Below are 23,872 nucleotides of genomic sequence, written 5' to 3'. Positions count from 1 at the left end.
TTAGAAATTATTTGTTACTTAAGAATATTTTAATTGTCTGAATAATTCTTCTTTTGAATTGTAATTTTGAAGATAATGAACTTTAATTTTATTTCTATTTTTTACAAGCCAGCTAAGTGAAATTTTAATTTTTTCCAAATCTCTGTCCTCCATTTCGGATAAAAGCTGAAATGTATTTTCAAAATAATCATCCAAAGCCATTTCAAAAAAATCTTGTTCTTTTATATGATAATCTTTAATGTAAACTCTTCCTTCCAAAAACAAAATGTAGTCTGTAAATTCATAATCTTTAATTTCAATCATAGCATTTACTTTGTTTATTGGTTCTGCTAAAATTGATGATCTTGTAAGCTGACTCAAAATTAAATTTACCGTATCTCTAACTTCAGCGGCTTCTTCATACTTTTGCTTTTCAGAAAATTCCTTCATTTTATTCAGCAATCTGTTTACTGCATTTTGATTTTTTCCGGATAAAAATTCGTAAACATTTTCCAACTCAATTTTATAATCTTCAGAATTTACTTCTGCAATGCACGGAGCTGAACATCTTTTAATATCCAATAAATAACATTTTTTATGTTTGTTTAATTCTTTATCAGAACATTCACGCAAAGTAAAAGTTTTATCAACAATTTCTTTTAAACTGTTTGCTGTAACTCGATTTGAATAAGGTCCAAAATAATCGTTTCCGTCAAAATCAAAATCAGTTTCAACTTTTATATCCGGAAAATCATGATTAAGATTTGCCTTAATAAAATAATTTTGCGAAAATTTTTTTAGTAAAGTATTTAATTGCGGTTTGTGAAGTTTAATTAATTCGGCTTCCAAAACTAATGCGCTCAACTCTGAATTTGTTTTATGAAATCCCAATCGATTTGCTTTGCGCGCAATTTTTCTTGCCTTTCTTGCAGCCGAACTTGAGAAATAATTCTTTACACGATTCTTTAATGATTTAGCTTTTCCGATATAAATTATTTTATCATTTGCATCTTTGAAAAAATAAACTCCGGGTGAATCCGGCAAACTTGCCAAATCTCCCACTAACTTTTTTTTCACTAATCTAAAACTTTTTGAAACTTGCTGAGTAGTTTGGAAATCAACCAAATCGGAAACACTTTCGTAATTGTAATCATCCTTTAATTTCTCAAGAAGTTTGAGAAAAAGTTTTGCCGTTGCAGTTGCATCGCCCAAAGCTCTATGAACATCTTTATGCACAATTTTAAAATGATTAATCATGCTTCCCAGAGATTTACTTTTTAATTCCGGGAAAATTTTCCGCGAAATTTTTAAAGTACAAATCTGATCAAGTTTAGGAAGTTGAATATCGGCAAATTCAAATTCGGATTTTAGAAATGCGAAATCAAATGGTAAATTGTGCCCGACTAAAATTGTTCCATCAATAAAATCTTTTACATTTTGGGAAATCGTTTCAAATGCCGGCGCATCAAATAAATCTTCATTTGTAATTCCGGTTAAAGAACTTATAAAAGGCGGAATAATTTGACCGGGATTTATTAGTGAGTGAAAACTATCTTTAATTTTTCCATTCTCAATTTTTACAATTCCAATTTCAATTGCTCTGCTTCTTGGCGGCGAGGTTCCGGTTGTTTCAAAATCCAAAACTGAAAATACGGCTTCGGTAAAATTTTTTTCTTTTTGATTCATCAAACAATAATAATATTTTTCTAAACAAATCTATAGAAACTTCTGAAAAATTAAACTAATAGTACTTGTCATTCCCACGAAAGTGGGAATCCAGCGAGAATCCAATAGATTCCGTCCGTCAGTTGACGGATCACGGGAATGACATTTTGAATATTTCAGAAGTTTCTGATAAATAAACTTTGTTTGTAATTTGATTAAAAAACTATTTGGTAAAAATGTATTCAATTTATGATTTTATAGGAATCGTTGGAGTATTTTTAATAATTCTTGCCTACTTACTTTTGCAGCTTAACAAAATAAAAAGCGAAAATATTAAATATTCTTTGATGAATTTATTTGGTGCCGCTTTTGTAATTATTTCTTTGTTAAATGATTTCAACATTTCGGCATTTGTAATTGAAGTTTTTTGGGTTTTGATAAGTTTTTTTGGAATATTTAAATATTTCCAAAATAAAAAAACTTCCTAAAATTTTATTATTTAATAACTTAAAAATATCAATTAAAGTTTCTTATTAAAAAAATCTTAAAAAATATTTAATTACAATAAGAGAAAATTTCAAAATTTAGTCATCTTTTGTTATAATTATATTCAGAAATATAAACATCTTATTGGAGTTTTTTTATGGCAGATAATATTCCCTTGGAATTTGATAATATCGGCGAATATAATAAAGCTGTTCTTCAGCAATTAATAGATAATAATGCACTTTTGAGAGTTCTATTAGATTATGAAGTTGAAAAACACGCTTACCGAAAAGCATCTGAAGATGGCTTAGAAGAAATGAGTCATATGGAATTAGATGTAAGAAAACGAGAAATTTCTCAATTATTGAATGATAAAATTCGCGAATATAAATTACATGCTTTAGCAGAAATTAATTTAAGAAAATAATTTGGAAAAAATGTTACTTTATATAAGTTGGAGATTATGGATTTAAATATTTTATTTATTGGCGATATTGTTGGAAAACCGGGAATGGATATTGCAACAATGTGGCTGCCAAGTTTAATAAAAAAATACAAAGCAGATTTGGTTATTGTTAATGCAGAAAATGCGTCGGATGGTAAAGGATGCACTGAAACTGAGGGACAAATTTTATTCAACTTAGGTGCAAATGTTTTAACCGGCGGAAATCATACTTGGGATAAACATCAATCGCAAGAATATTTAAAGACAGAAAAACGCGCACTTCGTCCGTTAAATTATCCAAAAGGAACTTACGGAAACGGTTATATAATTGTCGAAACAAAAAAAGGAAAAGCCGCAGTTGTAAATCTTCAAGGTAGAACTTTTATGGCTACGATTGATTGTCCGTTTAGATCTTCAGAATGGATTTTAAGCAAATTAGCGCAAGAAACAAAAGTAATTTTTATAGATTTTCATGCTGAAGCAACGGCAGAAAAATTGGCTTTGGCAAATCATGTTGATGGAAAAGCAAGTGTTTTTGTCGGAACTCATACTCATATTCAAACAGCGGATGAAAGAATTTTTCCAAAAGGTTTGGGATATATTACAGATTCCGGAATGACCGGACCGTACGATTCCGTAATTGGAATGAAAACCGAAGCTGCAATTAACAGATTTATTTTACAAACCCCACAAAAATATCAAACAGCAACTGAGAACAATCATTTATGCGGAATTTTTGCAAAAGTAAATATTGAAACCGGAAAAACTGTTGAAATTGAGAGAATTTTAATTCCAGAATTCGAAACAAAAATTTCAAAGGAATGAAAAATTTTCCGCTTCCAAGAATTGATAAAGATCCAATTTTAAAAAATTATCTCCAAAAATTTTGCAGATTAAAAACCGGAGAATTTTGGGAAGATCCAATTGGAAAACATAAAATTGCTTGTTTAGATGCAATTGATGAAAATTCAATTTATAAACTTTTCGGGAATAATAAATCGCAGCTTGCCGTTCATGATCCGCCGTATAATATGATTGCGTTTGAAAAATGGGATTCTCAAACTTTTGTAAAATGGTGTAAAAAGTGGATAAATATTTCGGATAAAATTTTAGATGAAAATTCATCACTTTATATTTGGCTCGGCGCAGATCAAAAAAATCATTTTGAACCTTTCGCAGAATTTATTTTAATGATGAAAGAATCAGAATTCAAATCAAGAAGTTTTATTACAATGCGTAATCAGCGCGGTTACGGAACTCAAAAAAATTGGATGTCGGTTCGGCAAGAATTATTATATTATGTAAAAGGTGAACCGATTTTTAATATTGAAAAAGTTTATACGGATATTCCCAAAGCTGTAAAAGGTTACTATAAAGAAATTAACGGAAGCATTACGGAAAATATTGAAAGAAGCAAATCTGATAAAATTCGTGCGGGAAATGTGTGGATTGATATTCAGCAAGTTTTTTATCTTCGCGAAGAAAATGTAAACGGATGTTTCGTTCAAAAACCATTAAAAGCTTTTGAACGAATTATTGAAGTTTCGAGCAAAGAAAATGATTTGGTAATTGATTTTTTTGCTCATTCCGGAACAACAACTTTGGCTGCCGAAAAATTAAACAGAAGATCAATTTCGATTGATATAGATCCAATTTATTGTGAAATTGCAATTAGAAGATTGGAAAGATTTAGAAAGTCTGGTAAATTAGGATGGCAGAATTCTAATCCTTTTGAAAATGAAATTTTAGAAAATGCCGAATTGAAAAATTATTTAATAGAAAATTATAATTTAGAAATAAAAGATTAAGTTGAAATAGGTAATTACTGAAAATGCAAATTATTGACGGAAAAAAAACATCTGCAGAAATTAGAGAAGAATTAAAATTGAAAATTGATTCTCTGAAAGAAAAAGGGAAAAAAGTTCCCGGCTTGATTACAATTTTAGTTGGTGAAAATCCGGCATCAAAAGTTTATGTAAACAGCAAAATAAAAGCTTGCGCAGAAATTGGAATGAATTCCAAACTTGAAAAATTAGATGAAAATGTTAGTCAAGATGAATTATTAAAAATTATTGAACAATACAATAATGATGATTATTTTCACGGAATACTTGTTCAGCTTCCGTTGCCAAAACATATTGATGAAGATAAAATTATTGAGACCATAAATCCGCAAAAAGATGTTGATGGATTTCACCCAATCAGCGTTGGAAAATTAGTAATCGGAAAAGATACTTTTAAATCTTGCACGCCTTTTGGAATTATGGAATTAATAAAAAGATACGGAATTGAAACAAAGGGAAAACATGTTGTTGTAGTTGGTAGAAGTAATATAGTTGGAAAACCAATTGCAAATTTAATGTTACAAAAAGAAGATGGTGCAAATTCAATTGTAACAATTTGTCATTCTGCTGCAAAAGATATTTCCGTTTACACAAAACAAGCAGATATTTTAATTGCTGCAATTGGAAAGGCAAATTTTATTACAAAAGAAATGGTTAAAGAAAATGTTGTAATAATTGATGTTGGCATAAATCGTATTGAAGATCAAAATAGTAAAAATGGATATAGGTTAGTTGGAGATGTTGATTTTGCAGAAGTATCTGAAAAAGCATCTTTTATAACTCCGGTTCCCGGCGGAGTTGGACCAATGACAATTGCAATGCTTTTAAGTAATACATTCAAAGCATATTCATTAAAGGAAAATTCAAATTAGTATTTTATGAAAGAAAATATTATTGATAAAATTGTAAATCAAGTATTTACAGAAAAAGCTCTACACGATTTTTATTGTGTTGGAGATACTTGCAAAGGTTGGGAAAGAAATATTGTTGATCAGCCAACAGCAATAAATAAAATTGTTGAAAATGGTGCTGAAAGAATTTCTGCCGGTAAAGGAATTGGAACGGAACTAAAAGATATTTCTTTAGCACGAATGATTGATCACACAATGCTTAAGCCGGAAGCTACTCCTCAAGAAATTACAACTCTTTGCGAAGAAGCAAAAACATATAATTTCGCAAGCGTTTGTATAAACCCAAGTTATGTTCCACTTTGTAGTAAATTATTATTCGGAACTCAAGTAAAAGTTTGTACGGTTATCGGATTTCCACTTGGAGCTACAACAACTTTGACAAAGAGAGCTGAAGCCGAAGAAGCATTAAATAACGGTGCAGAAGAAATTGATATGGTAATTAATATCGGCAAATTAAAAGCCGGTGATTATGAATATGTTTTTAATGATATAAATCAAGTTGTGCTTTCTGTAAAAAGAAAAAATGCAGTTTGTAAAGTTATATTTGAAACCGCACTTTTAACTGATGAAGAAAAAGTGAAAGCTTGTATAATTAGTAAACAAGCAAAAGCAGATTTTGTTAAAACTTCAACGGGATTTAGCAAAGGCGGCGCAACTGCCGGAGATATTGCGCTAATGAGATTTGTTGTAGGTTCTTCAGTTGGAGTAAAAGCTTCCGGCGGAGTTAGAACTTTAGAAGATGCAGAATTAATGATTAAAAGCGGCGCCGATAGAATTGGTGCAAGCGCAAGTGTAAAAATTGTTTCCGGTGATAAATCTAAATCAGAAGAATATTAGTGGTTTTAGATTTAGTTACAATTAAATCTGATGATGGTTTTACCGCTGAAATTCCTTCAATAAAAGGATGTGAATGTTGGGCGCATCAAGAAGATGAAGTTATTGAAAAATCAATTGAACTTTTAAAATACTACTTAAATCTTGATTCAGATTCTAAAATTAATATTGATAAAGCTCGTGGAAATAAATTCAAAACAGTTTACAAATTAGTTTTTAATAAAGACCTTCCGTGAAAGAATTCAAAACAGAAAAGAGATTAAAAAAAATTGAAAAAGTTTTAACGGAAAGGCAATTTTCCTTACGAGTTGTTCTTGAAAATATTCATGATCCGCATAATGTTAGTGCAATATTTAGAACTTGTGATGCTGTTGGAATTCCGGAAGTTGATCTAATTTATACATTTGAAACATTTCCCAAAATTAGTAAAATAACTTCTGCTTCTTCAAAAAAATGGATAGAGCAAAATAGATATGATTCAGTTGAAGATTGTATAAATAAATTGAAATCGGATGGTTTTGAAATTTACGGAAGTATTTTATCTGAAAATGCCGAAAGTATTTATGAGGTTGATTTCACAAATAAAGTTGCGATAATTATGGGAAATGAACATCGTGGAATTTCGGATGAAATTGCAAAGTTAGTTGATAAAAAAATTTATATTCCAATGCACGGAATGATTCAAAGTTTAAATGTATCTGTTGCAGCGGCTGTAATTTTATATGAAGCTCAAAGACAGAGAACAAATAAAAAAATGTATGAAAAAAGTGAACTTACAAATAACCAGTTAGAAAATTTAATTAATGTTTGGTGCAACAAATGAATCAGCAATTCAAAAAAATAAAAAATATTAATGGTACTTTAATTTTACCCGGCGATAAATCAATTTCGCATAGAGCAGTTATGTTTTCTGCGCTTGCCGATGGTGAATCGGAAATTTATAATTGCTTAATGTCAGATGATGTTAATTCTACAATTAGCGCATTCAGAAATATGGGAACCAAATTCGATATTGAAAAAGATAAAATTATTGTTTGGGGCAACGGTTTCAGCGGATTGACCGAACCGGAAAGTGAACTTGATTTAGGAAACTCCGGAACAACAACAAGATTAATTGCCGGAATTTTGGCTGCACAAAAATTTCCAACTACAATTATCGGTGATGAATCTTTATCCAAGCGTCCGATGAAAAGAATAATAACTCCGCTAAGACAAATGGGTGCAAACATTTCCGGAAATAATAATTGTCTTCCGCTAATAATAAAACCAACAGAATATTTAAGACCAATTCATTATGAGTTACCAATTGCAAGTGCGCAAGTTAAGAGCTGTATTTTGTTAGCTGGTTTGTATTTGGATGAAGAAACTGTTGTTGTAGAAGATGTTGAAACAAGAGATCACACAGAAAAAATGTTGGGTTTAAAAGTAATTCAAGAAGGAAATATTAAAACAATTTATTCTTCATTAGATAAATATCCGGTTGCCTCGGAGTATAAAGTTCCATCTGATATTTCAACTGCAGCTTTCTTTATTGTTTTGGCAAGCCTAGTAAAAAATTCCGAATTAAAAATTACGGGAGTTTCATTAAATGAAACTCGAACTGGAATTATTTCTGTGTTGGATGCAATGGGCGCAAATATTTCTGCTGAAAATATTAGTGAACTTAACGGTGAATTAAGAGGTGATTTAATTATTAAAAGTGCAGAATTAACAAATGTTGAATTCGATGAAGAAATAATTCCTAATATTATTGATGAAATACCAATACTTACCATTGCGGGAATTTTTGCAAATGGTGATTTTGAAATTTCCGAAGTTAAGGAATTGCGTACAAAAGAAAGTGATAGAATAAATTCAATATGCAGAAATTTGGAAAAGTTGGGATTACAAGTTGATGAATTTGAAGACGGATTTGCAGTTCACGGAAATATTACAAATAAAACAGCAACTTTTGATAGTTATGGAGATCATAGAATTGCAATGTCGTTTGCAATTTTGTCATCCATAATTGAAGGAGATTTTACGATTGATAATTTTGATTGCGTAGCTGTTTCAAATCCGGATTTCATAAATCAATTAAAGAGTATAAGTAATTTATAATTATGAACTTCTTAATCTTACTCTTAATCATAATCTTAATCTGAGAGTAATAAACCTAAAATAAAATTAAGAGTAAGAATAAGATTATGATTAAGAGTAAGAAAAAAATAAAAAAATCAGAAAAAGTTTTTACGGAGAATAAATGAGTGTTGATGATAAAAAAGTAATTTACTCAATGATTGGCGTGAGTAAATATTATGATAAAAAAGTTATACTTAAAAATATTTATCTTTCTTATTTCTACGGTGCTAAAATTGGAGTTCTTGGTCTAAACGGATCTGGTAAAAGTTCACTTCTAAAAATTCTTGCCGGAGTTGATAAAGAATTTAACGGAGAAACAGCAGTTTCTCCCGGCTATACAATTGGATTGCTTGAACAAGAACCGCAACTTGATGAAACAAAAACCGTAAAACAAATTGTTGAAGAGGGAGTACAAGAAATTGTAGATACTTTGAAACAATATGATGATATTAATGCAAAATTTGCTGAAGAAATGACCGAAGATGAAATGACTGAATTGCTCGAAAAGCAAGGAAAAGTTCAAGATAAATTAGATTCTATGAATGCGTGGGATTTAGACTCGCGATTAGATATGGCGATGAATGCATTAGGTTGCCCTCCAGGAGAAACATCAATTAAAGTACTTTCCGGCGGTGAAAAAAGAAGAGTTGCTTTATGCCGATTATTATTGAAGAAGCCCGATATTCTTCTATTGGATGAACCAACAAACCATCTTGATGCCGAAACTGTATTATGGCTTGAATCTGAATTAAATCGTTATCCCGGAACTGTAATTGCGGTAACTCACGATAGATATTTTCTTGATAATGTTGCCGGATGGATATTGGAGTTAGATAGAGGAGAAGGAATTCCGTGGAAAGGAAATTACTCTTCTTGGCTTGAACAAAAACAAAATAAATTAAAGCTTGAAGAGAAAAAAGAAACTGAACGACAAAAAACTTTACAACGCGAATTAGATTGGATTAAAATGTCGCCAAGAGGAAGACAAGCAAAATCCAAAGCTAGAATTACTTCTTATGAAAATATGTTGAAGGATGAAAAAGAACAAGCCCAGAAAGAACTTGAAATTTATATTCCAGCCGGACCAAGATTAGGGAATGTTGTAATTCAAGCAGAAAATGTTTCAAAATCGTTTGGTGAGAAATTACTTTTTGAAAATTTAAATTTTTCGCTTCCTCCAGGAGGAATTGTTGGAGTAATTGGTACTAATGGTGCCGGAAAAACAACTTTATTTAGAATGATTATTGAACAAGAAAATGCTGATTCGGGAAATTTTAAAATTGGCGAAACCGTTAAGCTAGCTTATGTTGATCAAAGCAGAGATGTTTTAAAAAGTGATAAATCAGTTTGGGAAATTATTTCTGAAGGCTCTGATATTATTAAATTAGGAAACAGAGAAATGAATTCTCGCGCTTATGTGGGGCAATTTAATTTTGCCGGAGGCGATCAACAGAAAAAAGTTGGAGTTCTTTCCGGAGGTGAAAGAAACAGAGTTCACTTAGCAAGAGTTTTGAAAGAAGGTGCAAATGTAATTTTGTTGGATGAACCTACAAACGATTTAGACGTAAATACAATGCGGGCTTTGGAAGAAGGCTTATTAAATTTTGCCGGCTGCTCAGTTGTTATTAGTCACGATAGATGGTTTTTGGATAGAATCTGTACACACATTTTAGCATTTGAAGGAAATAGTCAAGTTGTTTGGTTTGAAGGAAACTTTTCAGATTATGAAGAAAATAAAAAGGAAAGATTAGGTTCTGCTGCTGATATTCCGCAAAGAATAAAATATAAAAAGTTGGTTAGATAATTCCGTTTGAATATAATTAAAGATGCGATCTTTTAGAAAGATCGTATCTTTTTAAACAATCAATTCATTTAAAATTTTACTTAAATCTTCTGCTTTAGAGTTTACCATAAAGTGACTTCCATCTTCAACAATAATTGGATTTGAAATTAATTTAATTGGAAATGTTTTATCATTTGTTCCGTGAATATGAAATAAATTTGGGTGAATTATTTTTTCATTTTCCCAATTAACGATTTTATCAAATGCCCATCTAAAATAATTATCAGTGCAGTTATTTAACATATTAATAAAAAGTGTTTTACCTTTATCTGAATTATATCCAAATAGATTTGCCCACAAAGGAAAAGTTTTTAAAACCAATTTTTTATTAAACAATTTATAAACTGGTAAGTGCTTAAACATCAATAAAGAAAAGGGTTTTTCCTTACTAAGTTTTATGCTTGAAATGATAATTACTTTTTCAACATTAATTATTTTAGAAATTTCTTGAACAACAATTCCGCCAAATGAATGTCCGATTAAAATTATTTTATTTTCATTATTACTAATTTGTTGTGTTATTCGTTCAACATAATTTGAAAGTGACTCTTTTATTCTTGGTTCAATCCAATTTAGATAAGTAATTTTTTGTGAATTTAAATTAAGATTTTCAAAAATTCTCTTATCAAAACATAAGCCGGGAATAAAGTATAGTGAATATTGATTTTTATCCATTATTACAATTCAAGAATTTGATGTTTGAATTCATGAATATCCAATTCATTGTATAGCCAATCGAAAAAATCAAATCCGTATTTGTTTATAAAATTTATAATTCCCAATTCTCTTTCTTGCAGATTATCATTTGGGTAAATATTATTTTTTGCTTTTTTAAGCTGTCTTATTGTAGCTTCAAATTTAACTTCTTGCGATTTAAGAGATTTTGATTTTAGAATTTCAAGTTGATGAATAATTTTCTCGGAAGCATTTTTTGAAGAATCGCTCAAGGTTTTATCAATTGTTTCTAATGAATTTGATAAATTATTCAAAATGTTTTGAATATTTTCTGAAGCATCAGTAAACATTTTTTCAATACTGTTATCAGAAATATTATTTAAAATTTCATCTATTAGTTTTTGAAAATCACCAAAAAATTGTGCAGTACTTACATTATACTTCATTAATATTTTTGCAATATTGCTTTCTAAAATTGTTGCCGAAGCGCGCGGAAAAATAAACGGATGCTGTAAATTAAAATGTTTATATAGCGGAATTGCTTGTGCATAATAATTTATTTCACCGGGACCAGCTACATAAAAACCGGTTGGGAAAAGGTAATCTTCACAAATTGGTCGCAACAAAACATTCGGACTAAAACATTCCGGCTTTTCTTCAAGTAAATTGAAAATCTCTGTGCTTGTAATTCTTTTTCTTTTTCCTTTAAGTCTAAATTCATCTTCAATTGGTTCAATTAAATGTCTTCCGGTTTCATCAGAGAAAAATAAATTTATAGGTTTTACTTTTACTTGTGAATGATAATTTTCGTCAAGTTCAACACTTCTTAACAAAATATCTTTTGTGTGAATTTTATAATCGGTTAGTTCTTTGCGAAAGATTGGAATTAATAATTTTTTTACTTCTTTATCTTGCGGATTAAAAATTACTAATCCGGTTTCATCAAAAATTTTGTGAATGAATTTAAAGAAAGATTCTGCAATTGTTAGATTTCGATCAAAAACTTCTTTCGAAAAATCTATAACTTCCTTTATAAATTCAGTTTGGCGTAAAGAATTTATAATTCTATTATTAAAATCATTTATTGAGTCTGAAAATTTTAACGAACCAACGCTTCCATTATTTTCCTCATTTAGAATCTTATCATTATATAAAATTGTCTCAATTTCATTTTCATTATTAAGAAGTTTTAAATTTGCAATTTCCTCAAAATCATGATCGTCGCCAGCCATCCAAAAAATAGGAATAAAATTGTGATCTTTAAATTTCTCATTTAGATATTCACTTAATTTTATTGCTGTAAAAATTTTATAAATTGTATAAAGTGGACCGCCAAATAAGCCAAGCTGCTGACCGGTAAAAACGGCAATCGTATTCTCTTTCTTCAGCAATTCAATATTGGATTTTGTTTTTTCCGATGCTGAGAAATTATTGTATTGTTTTTTTATAATTTCAACAATTTCATTTCCGTTTCTATTTTTAATATTGTTGAAAATCTTTTCATAAAAATTCTCATCTCTAAAATTTATCTCATAAAAATTTTTGACTTTTTCAAAATCATTTACATAATCAATATAAAGTTCGCTCATTCCAGGAATTTGACTAAAATCAACTTGCATTATTTCTCCAATTTATAACATTGTAATTATAAAAATAATAATCTTAAAGTTTGTTTTACAGGTATTTAATAATTCCATTTTTAGAAAATATAAATTTTGCAATTCGTTCTGTGATTAGAATTCTTTTATTTTGCTTCTTATTTAACTAAATTAAAATTTAGTTTTGATAATAATAATATAGTTGTTCTGGTAAAATCAAGTTCTCAAATAGCTTAAAATGTGATGTTAAAAAATAAATTTAAACTAATTGCTAAAATAAGTATAGCCTTAATATTATTGGTCTATTTGATTGAATATGTAAATTATAATTCAATTATTTTGGCGATGAAAAAATCGAATAAAGTAATAATTCTCGTTGTTTTTTTGTTAAGCTTTCTAAATATTTATATGCAATTTCTTAAATGGGAAATAGTATGTAATTCACTGTTAGGAATGAAAGATAAAAATAAAATCTGGCTTTCATTGTTTTATGGATTCAGCGGCGGAATTGCAACCCCGGTGCGTATTGGTGAATATGTTGGTCGTAAATTAGCTTTTGAGAATATTGGATTAATGAAAGTTACAATAGCAACAGTTATTGAAAAATTTACATCATTAATTTTAGTACTTTTTATTGGATCAATAACATTGATAATATTTTTATACAATTATTATTCATCTGAATTTGCAGCTCTTGCATTTGTGTTTTTTATTTTATCAGTTATTTCAATATTTTATTTTGTTAAAGGAATTAAACGATCAAGTAAATTTGTTAATTATCTTAAAGAAAAATTTTTGTTTTTTAAAAACTTATTTGTTGAGCTTAGATATGTAAAGGAAATTGGAAAAAAAAGTTTGCAAAAATTAATTATGTACTCCATCTTTTTTTATTTTCTATACATTTTCCAATATGCACTTTTAGTTTTGGCTTTTAATAACGGCGGAAATTTAATTTTTTCATTCTGGGCCGGAACTTTAGTAATGTTTGTAAAAAGTGTTTTATCTTTTATTTCTTTTGCCGATTTGGGAATTAGAGAAAGTTCATCAATTTTAGTTTTAACAAAAATGGGTTTATCAAAAGCGGTAGGATTTAATTCCGCAATATTTTTATTTCTATTTAATCTTCTCATCCCATCTATAATTGGTTTATTCTTACTTATCAAAAAAAATAAATGATAATTCTCTTTTTAATATTTGCTTTACTGGGATTATATTATTTAGTCTTTTTAGTTAAGATTGTTGATGGAATTAGAATTGTTAAAAATGATTTAGCTGAAAATGAAAATCAAGAATTTATCAGCGTAATAATTCCTTTTAGAAATGAAGAAAAAAATATTTTAAAAAGTTTGTTAAGTATTGAGTCACAATCAGTTCCTAAAAACCAATATGAAATTATTTATATTGATGATAATTCTGATGATAAATCTTTTGAAATATTAAACAATTCAATTACTTCTGAAAATGTAAAAATCATAAAATCAGATTCAAGTTTAGCAAATCGCGCACATAAAAAACTTGCGTTAACAAAGGCAATAGAATTAGCAAAAGGTGAAATTATTATAACAACTGATGCTGATTGTATTCACGGAAGAAATTGGCTAAAAACAATGATTAATAAATTTGATTCGGAGACAGCTTTTGTTTCCGGTCCGGTTGAATTTATTGATGATGAAGAATTATTTTCAAAAATGCAAAGGTTAGAATTCTCGAGTTTGATTATTGTTGGCGCAGCTTTAATTGGAATTAAAGAACCAATAATTTGCAATGCCGCAAACCTTGGTTTTAGAAAATCAGTTTTCAAATTAGTTAATGGTTATGAAGATAATTTAAATTTATCTTCCGGCGATGATGAATTTTTAATGCAGAAAATATCATCACAAACAGATTATAAAATCAAGTTTTGTTTTGATAAAAATGCAATTAGTTATACAAATCCAAATTCAACTTTTAAAGATTTTATCAGTCAGAGAAAACGTTGGTCAAGTAAAAGTTTTTATTATGTTAAAAAATCAATCACGTTTATGCTGGCTTTAATCTATTTGTTTTATTTAAGTTTTCTAATTCAGTTTTTACTTGGATTATTTTTTAACAAATTATTTTTTGTGAGTTTTATTTTTAGTTTTCTTTTTAAAGTCATAACTGAAAATCAAATAATGCGAAAAGAATCAATAGATTTATTCAAAAAAGTTAATTTGAAATTATTTATTCTTGCAGAAATTTTACACATACCATATATAATATTTGCGGGAATTTCCGGATTATTCGGCAACTACGAATGGAAAGGCAGAAAAATAAAAAGATGAAATGGAAATATAATCCGCCAAGTTTAGTAAAAAATATTTTTTCTGATTTCCAATGGAATTCTCAAATATCAAAAATATTAATCACTTTTGATGATGGACCAAATCCTAATACAACAGAAATTATTTTGAAAGAATTACAGAAAAATAATATTAAATCAATATTTTTTTGCGTAGGTGAAAATCTTCAGAAGTATAATTCTTTAGCAAAAGAAATTATGAATGAAGGTCACGAAATTGGTAATCATACTTTGAAACATCAGAAAATTACAAAATTAAATTCTTCGGAAATTCATTCTTCGATAAATTTAGTACAAAAATATGCTTTGGAAAAATTTGATTATAAAATAAAATATTTCAGACCTCCGCACGGAAGATTTGATTTTCGTACAAAAAAAATTCTTAATTCATTTCATCTCAGAAATGTGCTTTGGTCTCTTCTCACATTTGATTACAAAAATGATTTAAATATTGTTAAATTTGCCGTAGAAAAATATTTAATACAAAACTCAATAATAGTTTTGCACGATAGCAATAAATCAAAAGATATAATTTTAGATTCGATAAATATTATTGTGGAAGAATCGGCAAATAAAAAATATCAAATTGGAAAACCTTCTGAATGTTTGAAATACTTTTCATAATTAGCATTTCACTTTATTTTATTCAAGCAATTTTAATTTCAATTGGTGCGAAAAAACAATTTAAGAAAATTGATGTTGAAAATCTTCCAAGCGCCACCGTTATTGTGGCAGCAAGAAATGAAGAAAAAAATATAAGCGAATGTTTGGAATCATTGAACAAATTAATTTATCCGGAAGGTAAGTTAGAAATTATTCTCGTCGATGATTTTTCCGATGATCAAACAAAAAGTATAATTGAAAAGTATATTACTGATAAACCGATATTTAAATTAATTCAGCCAATTAAAAATTATGGACAAACACTTGGAAAGGCGAGAGCAATTGCAAATGGAATTGAAGTTGCAAAAGGTGAAATAATTTTTACTACCGACGCAGATTGCGTTGTAAATCCAAATTGGGTTAAAACTTTAGCAAGTTATTACACAGATGATGTTGCAATGGTTTGTGGTTATACAAATCAAAAATCAGATAATATTTTTGAAGCTGTTCAAGATATTGATTTTATCTATTTGCTAATTGTCGCAGCCGGTTCAATAAATATTTGGAAACCGATTTCTGCAATTGGAAATAATATGTCGTACAGAAAATCTGCTTATTTGGAAGTCGGCGGATATGAGAAAATTCCATTTTCCGTAACTGAAGATTTTCAGTTATTAATGGCAATTCATGATCACAAAAAATATAAAATTATTTATCCGCTTGATTCCGAAGGTTTGGTAACTTCAAAACCTTGTCTGGATTTTAAAACAATTTTTCATCAGAAAAAACGCTGGGCAGTTGGCGGATTGAATGTCAGACTCGATGGAGCAATTGTAATTGGAACTGCAATGTTTGTAATGCTGCTTTCACTTTTAATTCCATTTAATTATTCAGATATAGCTTTGTATTTATTAGTATTCAAATTATTTACAGATTATTTCATGATTTCAAATGTTTATAAAAGTCTGAAACTAAAACTTAAAATTATAAATTTTATTGCTTTTGAAATTTACGTACCTATTTATTTTATTGTAACAAGTGTGAACTTATTATTCAGCAGAAAAGTTATGTGGAAAGGTAGGAAATTTTAATGCTTCTTTTATGCAACTACTATGTAACATATAGGTGCAATGCCTTTTGCGAATTTTGTCATTTTGCGGAACATGGAAAATTTAAAGACTCACCTCATGCAACATTGGAAGATTTTAGAAATAATATTTTGCAATTGGCAAAATTGGGAGTGAAATTTATTGACTTAACCGGCGGGGAACCTTTACTAAATAAAGATATTGCTGAAATGGTTTCACTCGCAAAAAATTATAGAATGCAAACCAGCATTACAACAAATACTTTGCTCTATAAAAAGTTTGCAGAATCTTTAGCCAGCAAAGTAAACTTGCTCCATTTTTCTTTAGATTCTCCGGATGAAGAAGAACATAACAAAATTAGAAAAATTGATTGCTACAATTCCGTTTTGCAAAGTGTGGAAATTGCAAAAAGTATTGGAGAATTTCCGGATATACTTTTTACTGTTACAAATGATACTTATAAAAAACTTCCTCAGATGCATGAGTTAGCTGCAAAAAGAGATTTAGTTTTATTGGTTAATCCAGTGTTTTCATATTTTGGAAATCCGGGCTTATCAAACGAAGCAATGGATTTTATTGAAGAATATATAGATGGAAAGTTGGATATTTATATAAATCCTTCCTTTTTAACTTTGAGAAGAAATGGCGGGAACAATATTCAAAATCCTTTGTGCAAAGCAGTTTCACGAGTAATAGTAATTTCTCCGTTTAATGAAATTATTCTTCCATGCTATCATTTTGAAAATGATAAAATTAAAATTGATAAGCCAATTAAAGAAATTATGCAGAGTGAAAAGTATAAATATTTTTTAAAGATGGAAGGAAAATTTGATTTTTGTCAAGGCTGTACGGTTAATTGTTATTTTGAACCATCATTTGCATTCCCAACAAATTTATACGGATTGGCAAGTGTTACTTCCAAATTTAAATATGGATACAATAAATTAGTAAAACAAAAAATTAAAAAAATTATTAGAAATTAAACTTTATGAAATTTGTGAAATCAGTTTTAAAATTTAATGAGATAGAAAATATAATTTTGTCGGCAATTATTTTCTTTCTGTTTTTAATAGATATTAATTTTGCTCAATCAAATTGGGAATTATTTCCTTCCAAATTATTATTACAGCCATACACGACAAATACTTTAGAACCAAAATTGGGATTTGAAGTCAAAACAAATATTAATGAATTAAGTCTGAATGTTGGAAATTCATTAGATATTTTACAATTCAAAATAGATGAAAAAAATATATTATCTTTTGGCGCAGATTTGTTTACATATACACTTTTAAGAAGTCAAAGTGATTTTCATTTTCCAGTTGATGCAGTTGATTATTTATTTGGATTTAATTTTGGATATAGAAAAATATGTGATAAATATGAATTTGGCGCAAGGTTAAGAATTAGTCACATTAGCGCTCATTTTGTAGATGGCCATTTTGATAAAGATTTGAATCAATGGAGAGATGTTAGAAATCCGAAAGTTTACAGCAGAGAATTTTTCGAACTTCTTCCATATTTTAAAATTAATGATTTTAGAATTTATGCCGGATTAACTTACATTTATAAAATTGATCCGAAAAATATTGGTCAAGATCAATATCAAATCGGATTTGATTATTTTCTTACAAATATAATTAGTAAAAAAATAACTCCATATTTAGCTTATGATTTTCGCTTAATAAATATTTATGGATATACTGGAAATAATTCATTGCAAGTTGGTATTAAAATTGGAAATATAGCAGATAAAGGATTTAGCATTTATTTAAGATATTTTAGCGGCTACAATATTCACGGTGAATATTTTGATTTAAAAGAAAATTTCACTGCATTTGGTTTCAATTTAGATTTATAGTTTTAAGGAATTTTATATTGATCAAAAATAAATTTTTTCAAAGTCCATTTTTTCATTTATTACTTTTTTTAATAACTTTTATAACAACTGTTATTGCCGGAACCGAATGGGTAACCGGAACAATGGGTCCATATGATTTGGAATCTTTAGCAATCGGGCTTCCATATTCTCTTTCGGCGTTATTCATTTTAGCTACTCATGAATTCGGACATTATTTTGCGGCAAAATTTCATAAAGTAAAAGCAACGCTTCCGTATTTTATTCCGATTCCTCCGATTCCGGAGTTTTTTAATTTCGGAACCATGGGCGCAGTGATTAGAACAAAATCGGAAATTCCCAATAACAAAGCAATGTTTGATATTGGAGTTGCCGGACCAATTGCCGGCTTTATTGCATCTATAATTGTTTTGGTTTACGGATTTACTCATCTTCCCACACAAGATTATATTCTCGCAATTCATCCCGATTATTTTTCTCCGGATTACGGCAAAAATTCTTTATCACTTGAATTCGGAAATAATTTACTTTTTATTTTTCTAAAAAATTTATTGACTTCAACAAATGAATTTGTTCCGCCGATGACCGAAGTTTATCATTATCCTTATTTGATGACGGGATGGTTTGGACTTTTAATCACCGCAATGAATATGATTCCGGTTGGACAATTAGACGGCGGACATATTGTATTTAGTATGTTTGGTCCAAAAATTCAAGAAGCAGTTGCAAGTATTTCAATGATATTTTTAATAATATTTGGAATTTCCGGAATTGTTGATGGACTTTTAGAATTGAGTATTGGTTTTGGCTGGACGGGTTGGCTATTTTGGGCAGTAATTCTATACTTTATTATTAAGGTAAAACATCCGCCGGTTAGATATTTTGAAAAACTTGATTGGAAAAGGAAACTAATTGGTTATTTCAGTTTGTTTATTTTGGCAATTTCATTTTCACCGTCACCGTTTTATATTAGCTTTTAAGGTGCAATAAAAATTGTACTTGATAGTTTTAATCAACTTCTCTAAATTTTAATCCACAAAAATCAAAAGGTGACCATAGAAAAATTTGCTACTTTTTAATTAAATTTTCTCAACAAAAATAAGACAGTAAATTTTAATGTGGTTTCTAATCAAAATTCTTCAAGCAATCACATCTTTTTTAATATGAAAATAAAATTGATGAAAATATTTTACATCGTTTCAATCGCAATATTTTTAAGTTGTGAAGAAATTCCTAACGATGTTATTGAAAAGGAAAATGCCGATTATTTTGTTGAATCTATTTCCTCGCCAGATGAATTTGCTTATTCCGCAACAAATAAAAAATTGCAAAATTTTGTTTCAATAAATAAATCGCAATCAGTAAAATCAGTTTGGTTTATTTTATTTAACGAAGATGGAAGTGAAGAAATTACTGATAGAATTTTAATGAATACAAATAATTCAAGTATTAAGAAAACATATTCGGGTGAAATTATTTTTAGCGAAAGTATGCTACCTGGAAATTATGAAATTGATTTTTATGTTGAAGATAATGTAAATCCTGCTGGTGAAAATATTAAGAAAATTGGTGTTAAAAAGTTTAAATATCTAAGCAATGCAGAAAATCTTCATCCTGCCATTTCTGATTTAAACATTCCATCTTCAGTAGATAGAAATACAACTTTTGTTTTTACAGTAAAAGTAAGTGAACCAAATGGATTAAGTGATATTCAACAAGTTTATTTTGAATTACTAAGACCGGATAGCTCTGTTGTTTTTGTTGATGCAAACAATACAATTACAAAATTTCCAATGTTTGATAACGGTGATGTTTCCGGATCTGGTGACGAAGTTCGCGGAGATGGAATTTTTTCTTTAAAAAACAATTTTGGACCTACATCTCAAACCGGCTTTTGGCACTTTAAATTTAACGCAGTTGATAAATCCGGTTTAGTTAGCAATACAATTAATTTTTCACTAAAAGTAAATTAATTTTGAAAAAATATTTTATCACAATTTCGTTAATATTTGCAGTAAGTTTGTATGCACAAACATTACCAAATAAATTTACTTTAGATAAAACAAGTCTTTCTAAAATTTTAGCGGATCCAACTCCAAGCGGAAACGCTGTTGAATACATTGATTTTATGGGCTCAGATATTTGGGTTGCTACAACAATTGGTTTGAGTAAATCAATAGATGGCGGAGCAAGTTGGACAAGTTACAAATTCGGCGAAGAAGGAATTTCTGCTCTTGCAATAAATAATGATACAATTTGGTGCGCAACTTGGCATCCTCTTGAAAATTCCGATGATGTTGTTCCTGTTGGCTCAGGTTTGCATTATTCTGCGGATAAGGGCGAAACTTGGATTGACATTGCTCAACCGATTGATGCAGAAGATGATTCGTCAATTGTTTATGGAATAAATACTTTGCGTGCTTTGCCAATTCCGGTTGAAGAAGGGAATTTTACAAGAAGCATTGCTTTTACAAAAAACACAATTTGGATTGCTTCATTTTACGGAGGATTTAGAAAAAGTATTGATGTTGGTAAAACTTGGGAAAAAGTTGTAGTCCCGCCGGATTACCTTGATTCTATTAAACCAACCGATACTTTGGATTTTACTATTTCACCATCTTCTGGAGCTTTGGGATTTGAAGATAATTTAAATCATAGATTTTTCTCTCTAAAAACTTTGAATGATTCTACAATTTTAGTGGGAACAGCAAACGGAATTAATTTAAGTTCGGATGGCGGAATTAGCTGGCGTAAATTTAATCATTTGAATCAAGAAAATTCTATCAGCGGAAATTTTGTTTTAAAAATTGATTTTGATATTTCCAACAATACAATTTGGGCTGCAACTTGGAAAGCCGAAGGATTAACAGAATTTTATGGCTTAAGTTCTTCTTCAGATTTTGGTGAAAACTGGAATACTTATTTGGCTGGCGAAAATATTCACGATATTGATTTTACATTTAATCAGAATGAAACAGAAGCTGATATTTTAGCAGCAACTGATAATGGAGTTTTTCGCTCAAATGATTTAGGTAATACTTGGATAAACATTCCGCAAATTATAGATTCTGAATCTGGTAATACTCTAAATACTACAAAATTCAGAGCAGTTAATTGCACATTGGATAATTCACAGAGCAATAATATTTGGCTTGGTTCTGAATCTGGGACTGCAAAACTAATTGAAACGGGTGGAATGTGGGTCGGCAATTGGAAAGTTTTCCTTTCATCACCAGCGGTTTCTTCTGAATCAGAAGCGATTGCATTTCCAAATCCTTTTCAGCCTGATGAAGAGCAAATTAATATTAAATATAATTTTGATGGCGAAAGTAAGCAAGTAACAATTAGAATTTTTGATTTTGGAATGAATCTGGTAAAGACAATAATTCAAAATGCAAATAGACCGGGCGGATTAGATAATATTGATTATTGGAATGGCCGTGATGAAAATAATAATATTGTTCCGAATGGAGTTTATTTTTTTAGAATTGATATTGGCGATAACAAACAATCTTATGGCAAAATCATGGTGTTGATGTGATTAAAAGAAATCTTACCAAATTATTTTTGTCATTTAGTTTTTCGGGAATATTAATTTTATCTTCATCAATTGTTGCACAATCGGAATTTTCAAAATTAAACAGTATGTCCGGAGCCTTTAGTCGTATGGGTTTTGGCGCTCGTGGAATTTCAATGGGAAATTCAATTTCCGCATTAGATGAAGGAAATTTAGTTTCATATTATAATCCCGCATTATCTGCATTTCAAGAAAATAATTATTTTCAAACTTCATATTCATTTTTGTCATTAGATAGATCATTAAATTTTCTAAATTTTACAAGAAAATTTGAATTTGGAAAAAATAAATCTGCAGATGGAAAACCGCGTTCAATTGCCGGAATAAGTTTTGGGATAATAAATGCCGGCGTAAGTAATATTGATGGAAGAGATAATCAAGGAGAAAAATTTAAAGATTTATCAACATCGGAAAATCAGTTCTTCCTTAGTTTTTCAAATCGATTTTCGGAAAAATTATCAATTGGGGTAGGACTAAAGCTGTATTATTATAAACTTTATGAAGATATAACTTCATCTGGATTTGGATTGGATTTTGGTGCTTTATATAAATTTAATAAAAATTTAAATTTTGCTTTTGTTTTAACAGACGTAAATTCAAAATATAAATGGGATTCAAGTAAATTATACGGAACAAGCGGAAACTCAAAGACTTACAATTTTCCCTTTTTCGTAAAAATTTCATCGGCATATAAATTTGAAGATCCAAAAGTGATTGCAACTTTAGAATTTGAACATAGTAACGCCGAAACAGATTTTTTAAGATTAGGAACCGAATATAATATAATAGAAAATTTATTTTTAAGAGGTGGAATTGATAGAATTAGTATTTCAAATTTTGATATTCCATTAAGACCAGCATTTGGATTTTCTTATTCTAAAATGATAAATGAAATATTAGTCGGAATAAATTACGCCTTTGCAATTGAACCTTACGCTGCTTACGATCATCATATAATTGGAATTGAAATTTTATTTTAATTAAAATATTTTGTGATCTTTGAGAACATCTTTGTGTTCTCTGTGGTTAATTTTTTAAGAAGAATTATTTGAAAATAAAATGATAAAAAAAATTTTAACATTAAATTTCATAATTATCTTTTCAGTGTTTGCTCAAAATGCTGGCAAAAGCGGTTTATCATTTTTAAAAATTGGACCAAGTGCAAAAACAATTGCCGTTTCCGATATTGGATTTTTAGACGGCGATGTTTCATCTGTTTATTATAATCCGGCGACGGTAAATTTAAATAATTCTGCCGGTATTATGTTTTCTCACCAAGCATGGATTCAAGATTTATCAAGTCAATTTGTTGGAGCAAACTTTAGTTTATGGGGAATTCCATTTTCAGTTGGCGCAAACACAACAAAAGTAAATGACTTTGAAGTTAGAACTCAACCGACTGAAACTCCACAATCAACTTTTGACGTAAATTATTTTTATGGAAATTTATCATCCGGATTTGGATTGACCGAAAATATTTACTTTGGCTTTTCAATTAAATATTTATATGAAAGTATTTTTACTGATGATGCAGCCGGATTAGGATATGATTTGGGTTTAATTTATACAGATATTTTAGAAAATCTAAATTTAGGTTTATCAGTAAGAAATTTAGGAAGTATGAATAATTTAAGACTTGAAAAAACAAAATTACCTTCGGATTTATTGCTAAATGCGACATATAAATTTTCGGTTGAATCAGCTTCATTGGAAATTTTTCCGGTTTTTGGAATTCAAAATTATTTTGATTCTGAAATTACGCGCATTCATTTCGGCTCGGAAATTGGATACGATAAACAATTCTTTCTAAGATTTGGTTATGTAAATGGAATTGAATCTCGTAATATTTCTTTCGGTGCTGGAGTTTTCTACAAAGGCTTTAATTTGGATTATGCATTTACACCATTTACTTATAACATCGGAAATGCAAATACAATTTCCCTTCAATATATTTTCTAAATATGTTTCAAAATTATAATTTGAGTTTTTTTAATTATGTGAAACATATTCTTATTTTGTATTTTT

The 23,872-nt window shown here is 29.0% G+C and carries 24 protein-coding genes; 21 read left to right on the top strand and 3 right to left on the bottom strand.

What is annotated here, in order from left to right; genetic code table 11:
* Positions 1-18: 18 nt before the first annotated feature.
* Positions 19-1,665 carry a GIY-YIG nuclease family protein gene (locus IPH62_01255; GenBank protein MBK7103897.1) on the bottom strand — a complete coding sequence of 549 codons (1,647 nt, stop codon included), beginning with the start codon at positions 1,663-1,665 and terminating at the stop codon, positions 19-21.
* A 215-nt stretch (positions 1,666-1,880) separates the two neighbouring features.
* Here IPH62_01255 and IPH62_01250 point away from each other — a divergent pair, with 215 nt between their 5' ends.
* The 10 genes from IPH62_01250 to ettA all read left to right on the top strand — a co-directional run bounded on the left by IPH62_01250 (position 1,881) and on the right by ettA (position 10,089).
* Complete coding sequence (locus IPH62_01250; GenBank protein ID MBK7103896.1) at positions 1,881-2,132, top strand: hypothetical protein; 252 nt, start codon at positions 1,881-1,883, stop codon at positions 2,130-2,132.
* Between the two features lie 155 nt (positions 2,133-2,287).
* Entirely contained in the window at positions 2,288-2,557 is a 270-nt protein-coding gene (locus IPH62_01245; GenBank protein ID MBK7103895.1) for a hypothetical protein, read from the top strand.
* Between the two features lie 36 nt (positions 2,558-2,593).
* Positions 2,594-3,400, top strand: a complete 807-nt coding sequence (locus IPH62_01240; GenBank protein MBK7103894.1) for a TIGR00282 family metallophosphoesterase — start codon at positions 2,594-2,596, stop codon at positions 3,398-3,400.
* The gene (locus IPH62_01235; protein ID MBK7103893.1) at positions 3,397-4,383 is read left to right on the top strand and encodes a site-specific DNA-methyltransferase; all 987 of its coding nucleotides are present in this window, start codon (positions 3,397-3,399) and stop codon (positions 4,381-4,383) included. Before IPH62_01240 ends, IPH62_01235 begins: the two co-directional genes overlap by 4 nt.
* 23 nt (positions 4,384-4,406) lie before the next feature.
* Entirely contained in the window at positions 4,407-5,291 is an 885-nt protein-coding gene (gene folD / locus IPH62_01230; GenBank protein MBK7103892.1) for a bifunctional methylenetetrahydrofolate dehydrogenase/methenyltetrahydrofolate cyclohydrolase FolD, read from the top strand.
* A 6-nt stretch (positions 5,292-5,297) separates the two neighbouring features.
* On the top strand, positions 5,298-6,167 hold the full coding sequence (gene deoC, locus IPH62_01225; protein MBK7103891.1) for a deoxyribose-phosphate aldolase: 870 nt from the start codon (positions 5,298-5,300) through the stop codon (positions 6,165-6,167).
* Positions 6,167-6,400 carry a hypothetical protein gene (locus IPH62_01220; GenBank protein ID MBK7103890.1) on the top strand — a complete coding sequence of 78 codons (234 nt, stop codon included), beginning with the start codon at positions 6,167-6,169 and terminating at the stop codon, positions 6,398-6,400. The genes deoC and IPH62_01220 overlap by 1 nt, the downstream gene beginning before the upstream one ends.
* Positions 6,397-6,987: an RNA methyltransferase gene (locus IPH62_01215; GenBank protein MBK7103889.1), complete on the top strand. Its 591-nt coding sequence runs from the start codon at positions 6,397-6,399 to the stop codon at positions 6,985-6,987. The genes IPH62_01220 and IPH62_01215 overlap by 4 nt, the downstream gene beginning before the upstream one ends.
* On the top strand, positions 6,984-8,264 hold the full coding sequence (gene aroA / locus IPH62_01210) for a 3-phosphoshikimate 1-carboxyvinyltransferase (GenBank protein MBK7103888.1): 1,281 nt from the start codon (positions 6,984-6,986) through the stop codon (positions 8,262-8,264). Before IPH62_01215 ends, aroA begins: the two co-directional genes overlap by 4 nt.
* Before the next feature lie 142 nt (positions 8,265-8,406).
* Positions 8,407-10,089, top strand: coding sequence for an energy-dependent translational throttle protein EttA (ettA, locus tag IPH62_01205; GenBank protein ID MBK7103887.1), 1,683 nt, complete (start codon positions 8,407-8,409; stop codon positions 10,087-10,089).
* A gap of 51 nt (positions 10,090-10,140) precedes the next feature.
* Here ettA and IPH62_01200 read toward each other — a convergent pair whose 3' ends face one another.
* Positions 10,141-10,803, bottom strand: coding sequence for an alpha/beta hydrolase (locus IPH62_01200; GenBank protein MBK7103886.1), 663 nt, complete (start codon positions 10,801-10,803; stop codon positions 10,141-10,143).
* A 2-nt stretch (positions 10,804-10,805) separates the two neighbouring features.
* Entirely contained in the window at positions 10,806-12,422 is a 1,617-nt protein-coding gene (gene bshC / locus IPH62_01195; GenBank protein MBK7103885.1) for a bacillithiol biosynthesis cysteine-adding enzyme BshC, read from the bottom strand.
* A 222-nt stretch (positions 12,423-12,644) separates the two neighbouring features.
* On the opposite strand from bshC, the gene IPH62_01190 reads away from it, so the two are divergent.
* The 11 genes from IPH62_01190 (at position 12,645) to IPH62_01140 (ending at position 23,806) form a co-directional block, all read left to right on the top strand.
* Positions 12,645-13,577 carry a flippase-like domain-containing protein gene (locus tag IPH62_01190; GenBank protein MBK7103884.1) on the top strand — a complete coding sequence of 311 codons (933 nt, stop codon included), beginning with the start codon at positions 12,645-12,647 and terminating at the stop codon, positions 13,575-13,577.
* A complete protein-coding gene (locus IPH62_01185) occupies positions 13,574-14,704 on the top strand; it encodes a glycosyltransferase (protein MBK7103883.1) in 1,131 nt (376 codons plus the stop codon). Before IPH62_01190 ends, IPH62_01185 begins: the two co-directional genes overlap by 4 nt.
* Positions 14,701-15,345, top strand: coding sequence for a polysaccharide deacetylase family protein (locus IPH62_01180; GenBank protein ID MBK7103882.1), 645 nt, complete (start codon positions 14,701-14,703; stop codon positions 15,343-15,345). The genes IPH62_01185 and IPH62_01180 overlap by 4 nt, the downstream gene beginning before the upstream one ends.
* Positions 15,324-16,415, top strand: coding sequence for a glycosyltransferase (locus IPH62_01175; GenBank protein ID MBK7103881.1), 1,092 nt, complete (start codon positions 15,324-15,326; stop codon positions 16,413-16,415). Before IPH62_01180 ends, IPH62_01175 begins: the two co-directional genes overlap by 22 nt.
* Positions 16,415-17,395 carry a radical SAM protein gene (locus IPH62_01170; protein ID MBK7103880.1) on the top strand — a complete coding sequence of 327 codons (981 nt, stop codon included), beginning with the start codon at positions 16,415-16,417 and terminating at the stop codon, positions 17,393-17,395. Before IPH62_01175 ends, IPH62_01170 begins: the two co-directional genes overlap by 1 nt.
* 5 nt (positions 17,396-17,400) lie before the next feature.
* The gene (locus IPH62_01165; protein ID MBK7103879.1) at positions 17,401-18,273 is read left to right on the top strand and encodes a DUF1207 domain-containing protein; all 873 of its coding nucleotides are present in this window, start codon (positions 17,401-17,403) and stop codon (positions 18,271-18,273) included.
* A 122-nt stretch (positions 18,274-18,395) separates the two neighbouring features.
* Positions 18,396-19,250 (top strand): site-2 protease family protein, encoded by an 855-nt coding sequence (locus IPH62_01160; GenBank protein ID MBK7103878.1) that lies wholly within the window; start codon positions 18,396-18,398, stop codon positions 19,248-19,250.
* Between the two features lie 183 nt (positions 19,251-19,433).
* On the top strand, positions 19,434-20,243 hold the full coding sequence (locus IPH62_01155) for a hypothetical protein (GenBank protein ID MBK7103877.1): 810 nt from the start codon (positions 19,434-19,436) through the stop codon (positions 20,241-20,243).
* Positions 20,244-20,245: 2 nt separating this feature from the next.
* Positions 20,246-21,811 carry a hypothetical protein gene (locus tag IPH62_01150; GenBank protein MBK7103876.1) on the top strand — a complete coding sequence of 522 codons (1,566 nt, stop codon included), beginning with the start codon at positions 20,246-20,248 and terminating at the stop codon, positions 21,809-21,811.
* 26 nt (positions 21,812-21,837) lie between these two features.
* Positions 21,838-22,827 carry a hypothetical protein gene (locus tag IPH62_01145; protein MBK7103875.1) on the top strand — a complete coding sequence of 330 codons (990 nt, stop codon included), beginning with the start codon at positions 21,838-21,840 and terminating at the stop codon, positions 22,825-22,827.
* 79 nt (positions 22,828-22,906) lie between these two features.
* Entirely contained in the window at positions 22,907-23,806 is a 900-nt protein-coding gene (locus IPH62_01140) for a PorV/PorQ family protein (GenBank protein ID MBK7103874.1), read from the top strand.
* Positions 23,807-23,872: the final 66 nt, after the last annotated feature.

This window comes from Ignavibacteriota bacterium, from assembly GCA_016708125.1.
GTDB lineage: Bacteria > Bacteroidota > Ignavibacteria > Ignavibacteriales > Melioribacteraceae.
This window is presented reverse-complemented; position numbering and strand designations above follow the sequence as displayed.

Bases quoted from the DNA above. Each gene is read 5' to 3' on its own strand.
- IPH62_01175 (MBK7103881.1), top strand. From the start codon at position 15,324: ATGTTTGAAATACTTTTCATAATTAGCATTTCACTTTATTTTATTCAA.
- IPH62_01190 (MBK7103884.1), top strand. From the start codon at position 12,645: ATGTTAAAAAATAAATTTAAACTAATTGCTAAAATAAGTATAGCCTTA.
- IPH62_01235 (MBK7103893.1), top strand. From the start codon at position 3,397: ATGAAAAATTTTCCGCTTCCAAGAATTGATAAAGATCCAATTTTAAAA.
- IPH62_01245 (MBK7103895.1), top strand. From the start codon at position 2,288: ATGGCAGATAATATTCCCTTGGAATTTGATAATATCGGCGAATATAAT.
- IPH62_01165 (MBK7103879.1), top strand. From the start codon at position 17,401: ATGAAATTTGTGAAATCAGTTTTAAAATTTAATGAGATAGAAAATATA.
- bshC (MBK7103885.1), bottom strand. From the start codon at position 12,422: ATGCAAGTTGATTTTAGTCAAATTCCTGGAATGAGCGAACTTTATATT.
- IPH62_01200 (MBK7103886.1), bottom strand. From the start codon at position 10,803: ATGGATAAAAATCAATATTCACTATACTTTATTCCCGGCTTATGTTTT.
- IPH62_01185 (MBK7103883.1), top strand. From the start codon at position 13,574: ATGATAATTCTCTTTTTAATATTTGCTTTACTGGGATTATATTATTTA.
- IPH62_01255 (MBK7103897.1), bottom strand. From the start codon at position 1,665: ATGAATCAAAAAGAAAAAAATTTTACCGAAGCCGTATTTTCAGTTTTG.
- IPH62_01155 (MBK7103877.1), top strand. From the start codon at position 19,434: ATGAAAATAAAATTGATGAAAATATTTTACATCGTTTCAATCGCAATA.
- IPH62_01180 (MBK7103882.1), top strand. From the start codon at position 14,701: ATGAAATGGAAATATAATCCGCCAAGTTTAGTAAAAAATATTTTTTCT.
- deoC (MBK7103891.1), top strand. From the start codon at position 5,298: ATGAAAGAAAATATTATTGATAAAATTGTAAATCAAGTATTTACAGAA.
- ettA (MBK7103887.1), top strand. From the start codon at position 8,407: ATGAGTGTTGATGATAAAAAAGTAATTTACTCAATGATTGGCGTGAGT.
- folD (MBK7103892.1), top strand. From the start codon at position 4,407: ATGCAAATTATTGACGGAAAAAAAACATCTGCAGAAATTAGAGAAGAA.
- IPH62_01240 (MBK7103894.1), top strand. From the start codon at position 2,594: ATGGATTTAAATATTTTATTTATTGGCGATATTGTTGGAAAACCGGGA.
- IPH62_01140 (MBK7103874.1), top strand. From the start codon at position 22,907: ATGATAAAAAAAATTTTAACATTAAATTTCATAATTATCTTTTCAGTG.
- IPH62_01170 (MBK7103880.1), top strand. From the start codon at position 16,415: ATGCTTCTTTTATGCAACTACTATGTAACATATAGGTGCAATGCCTTT.
- aroA (MBK7103888.1), top strand. From the start codon at position 6,984: ATGAATCAGCAATTCAAAAAAATAAAAAATATTAATGGTACTTTAATT.
- IPH62_01250 (MBK7103896.1), top strand. From the start codon at position 1,881: ATGTATTCAATTTATGATTTTATAGGAATCGTTGGAGTATTTTTAATA.
- IPH62_01160 (MBK7103878.1), top strand. From the start codon at position 18,396: ATGGGTCCATATGATTTGGAATCTTTAGCAATCGGGCTTCCATATTCT.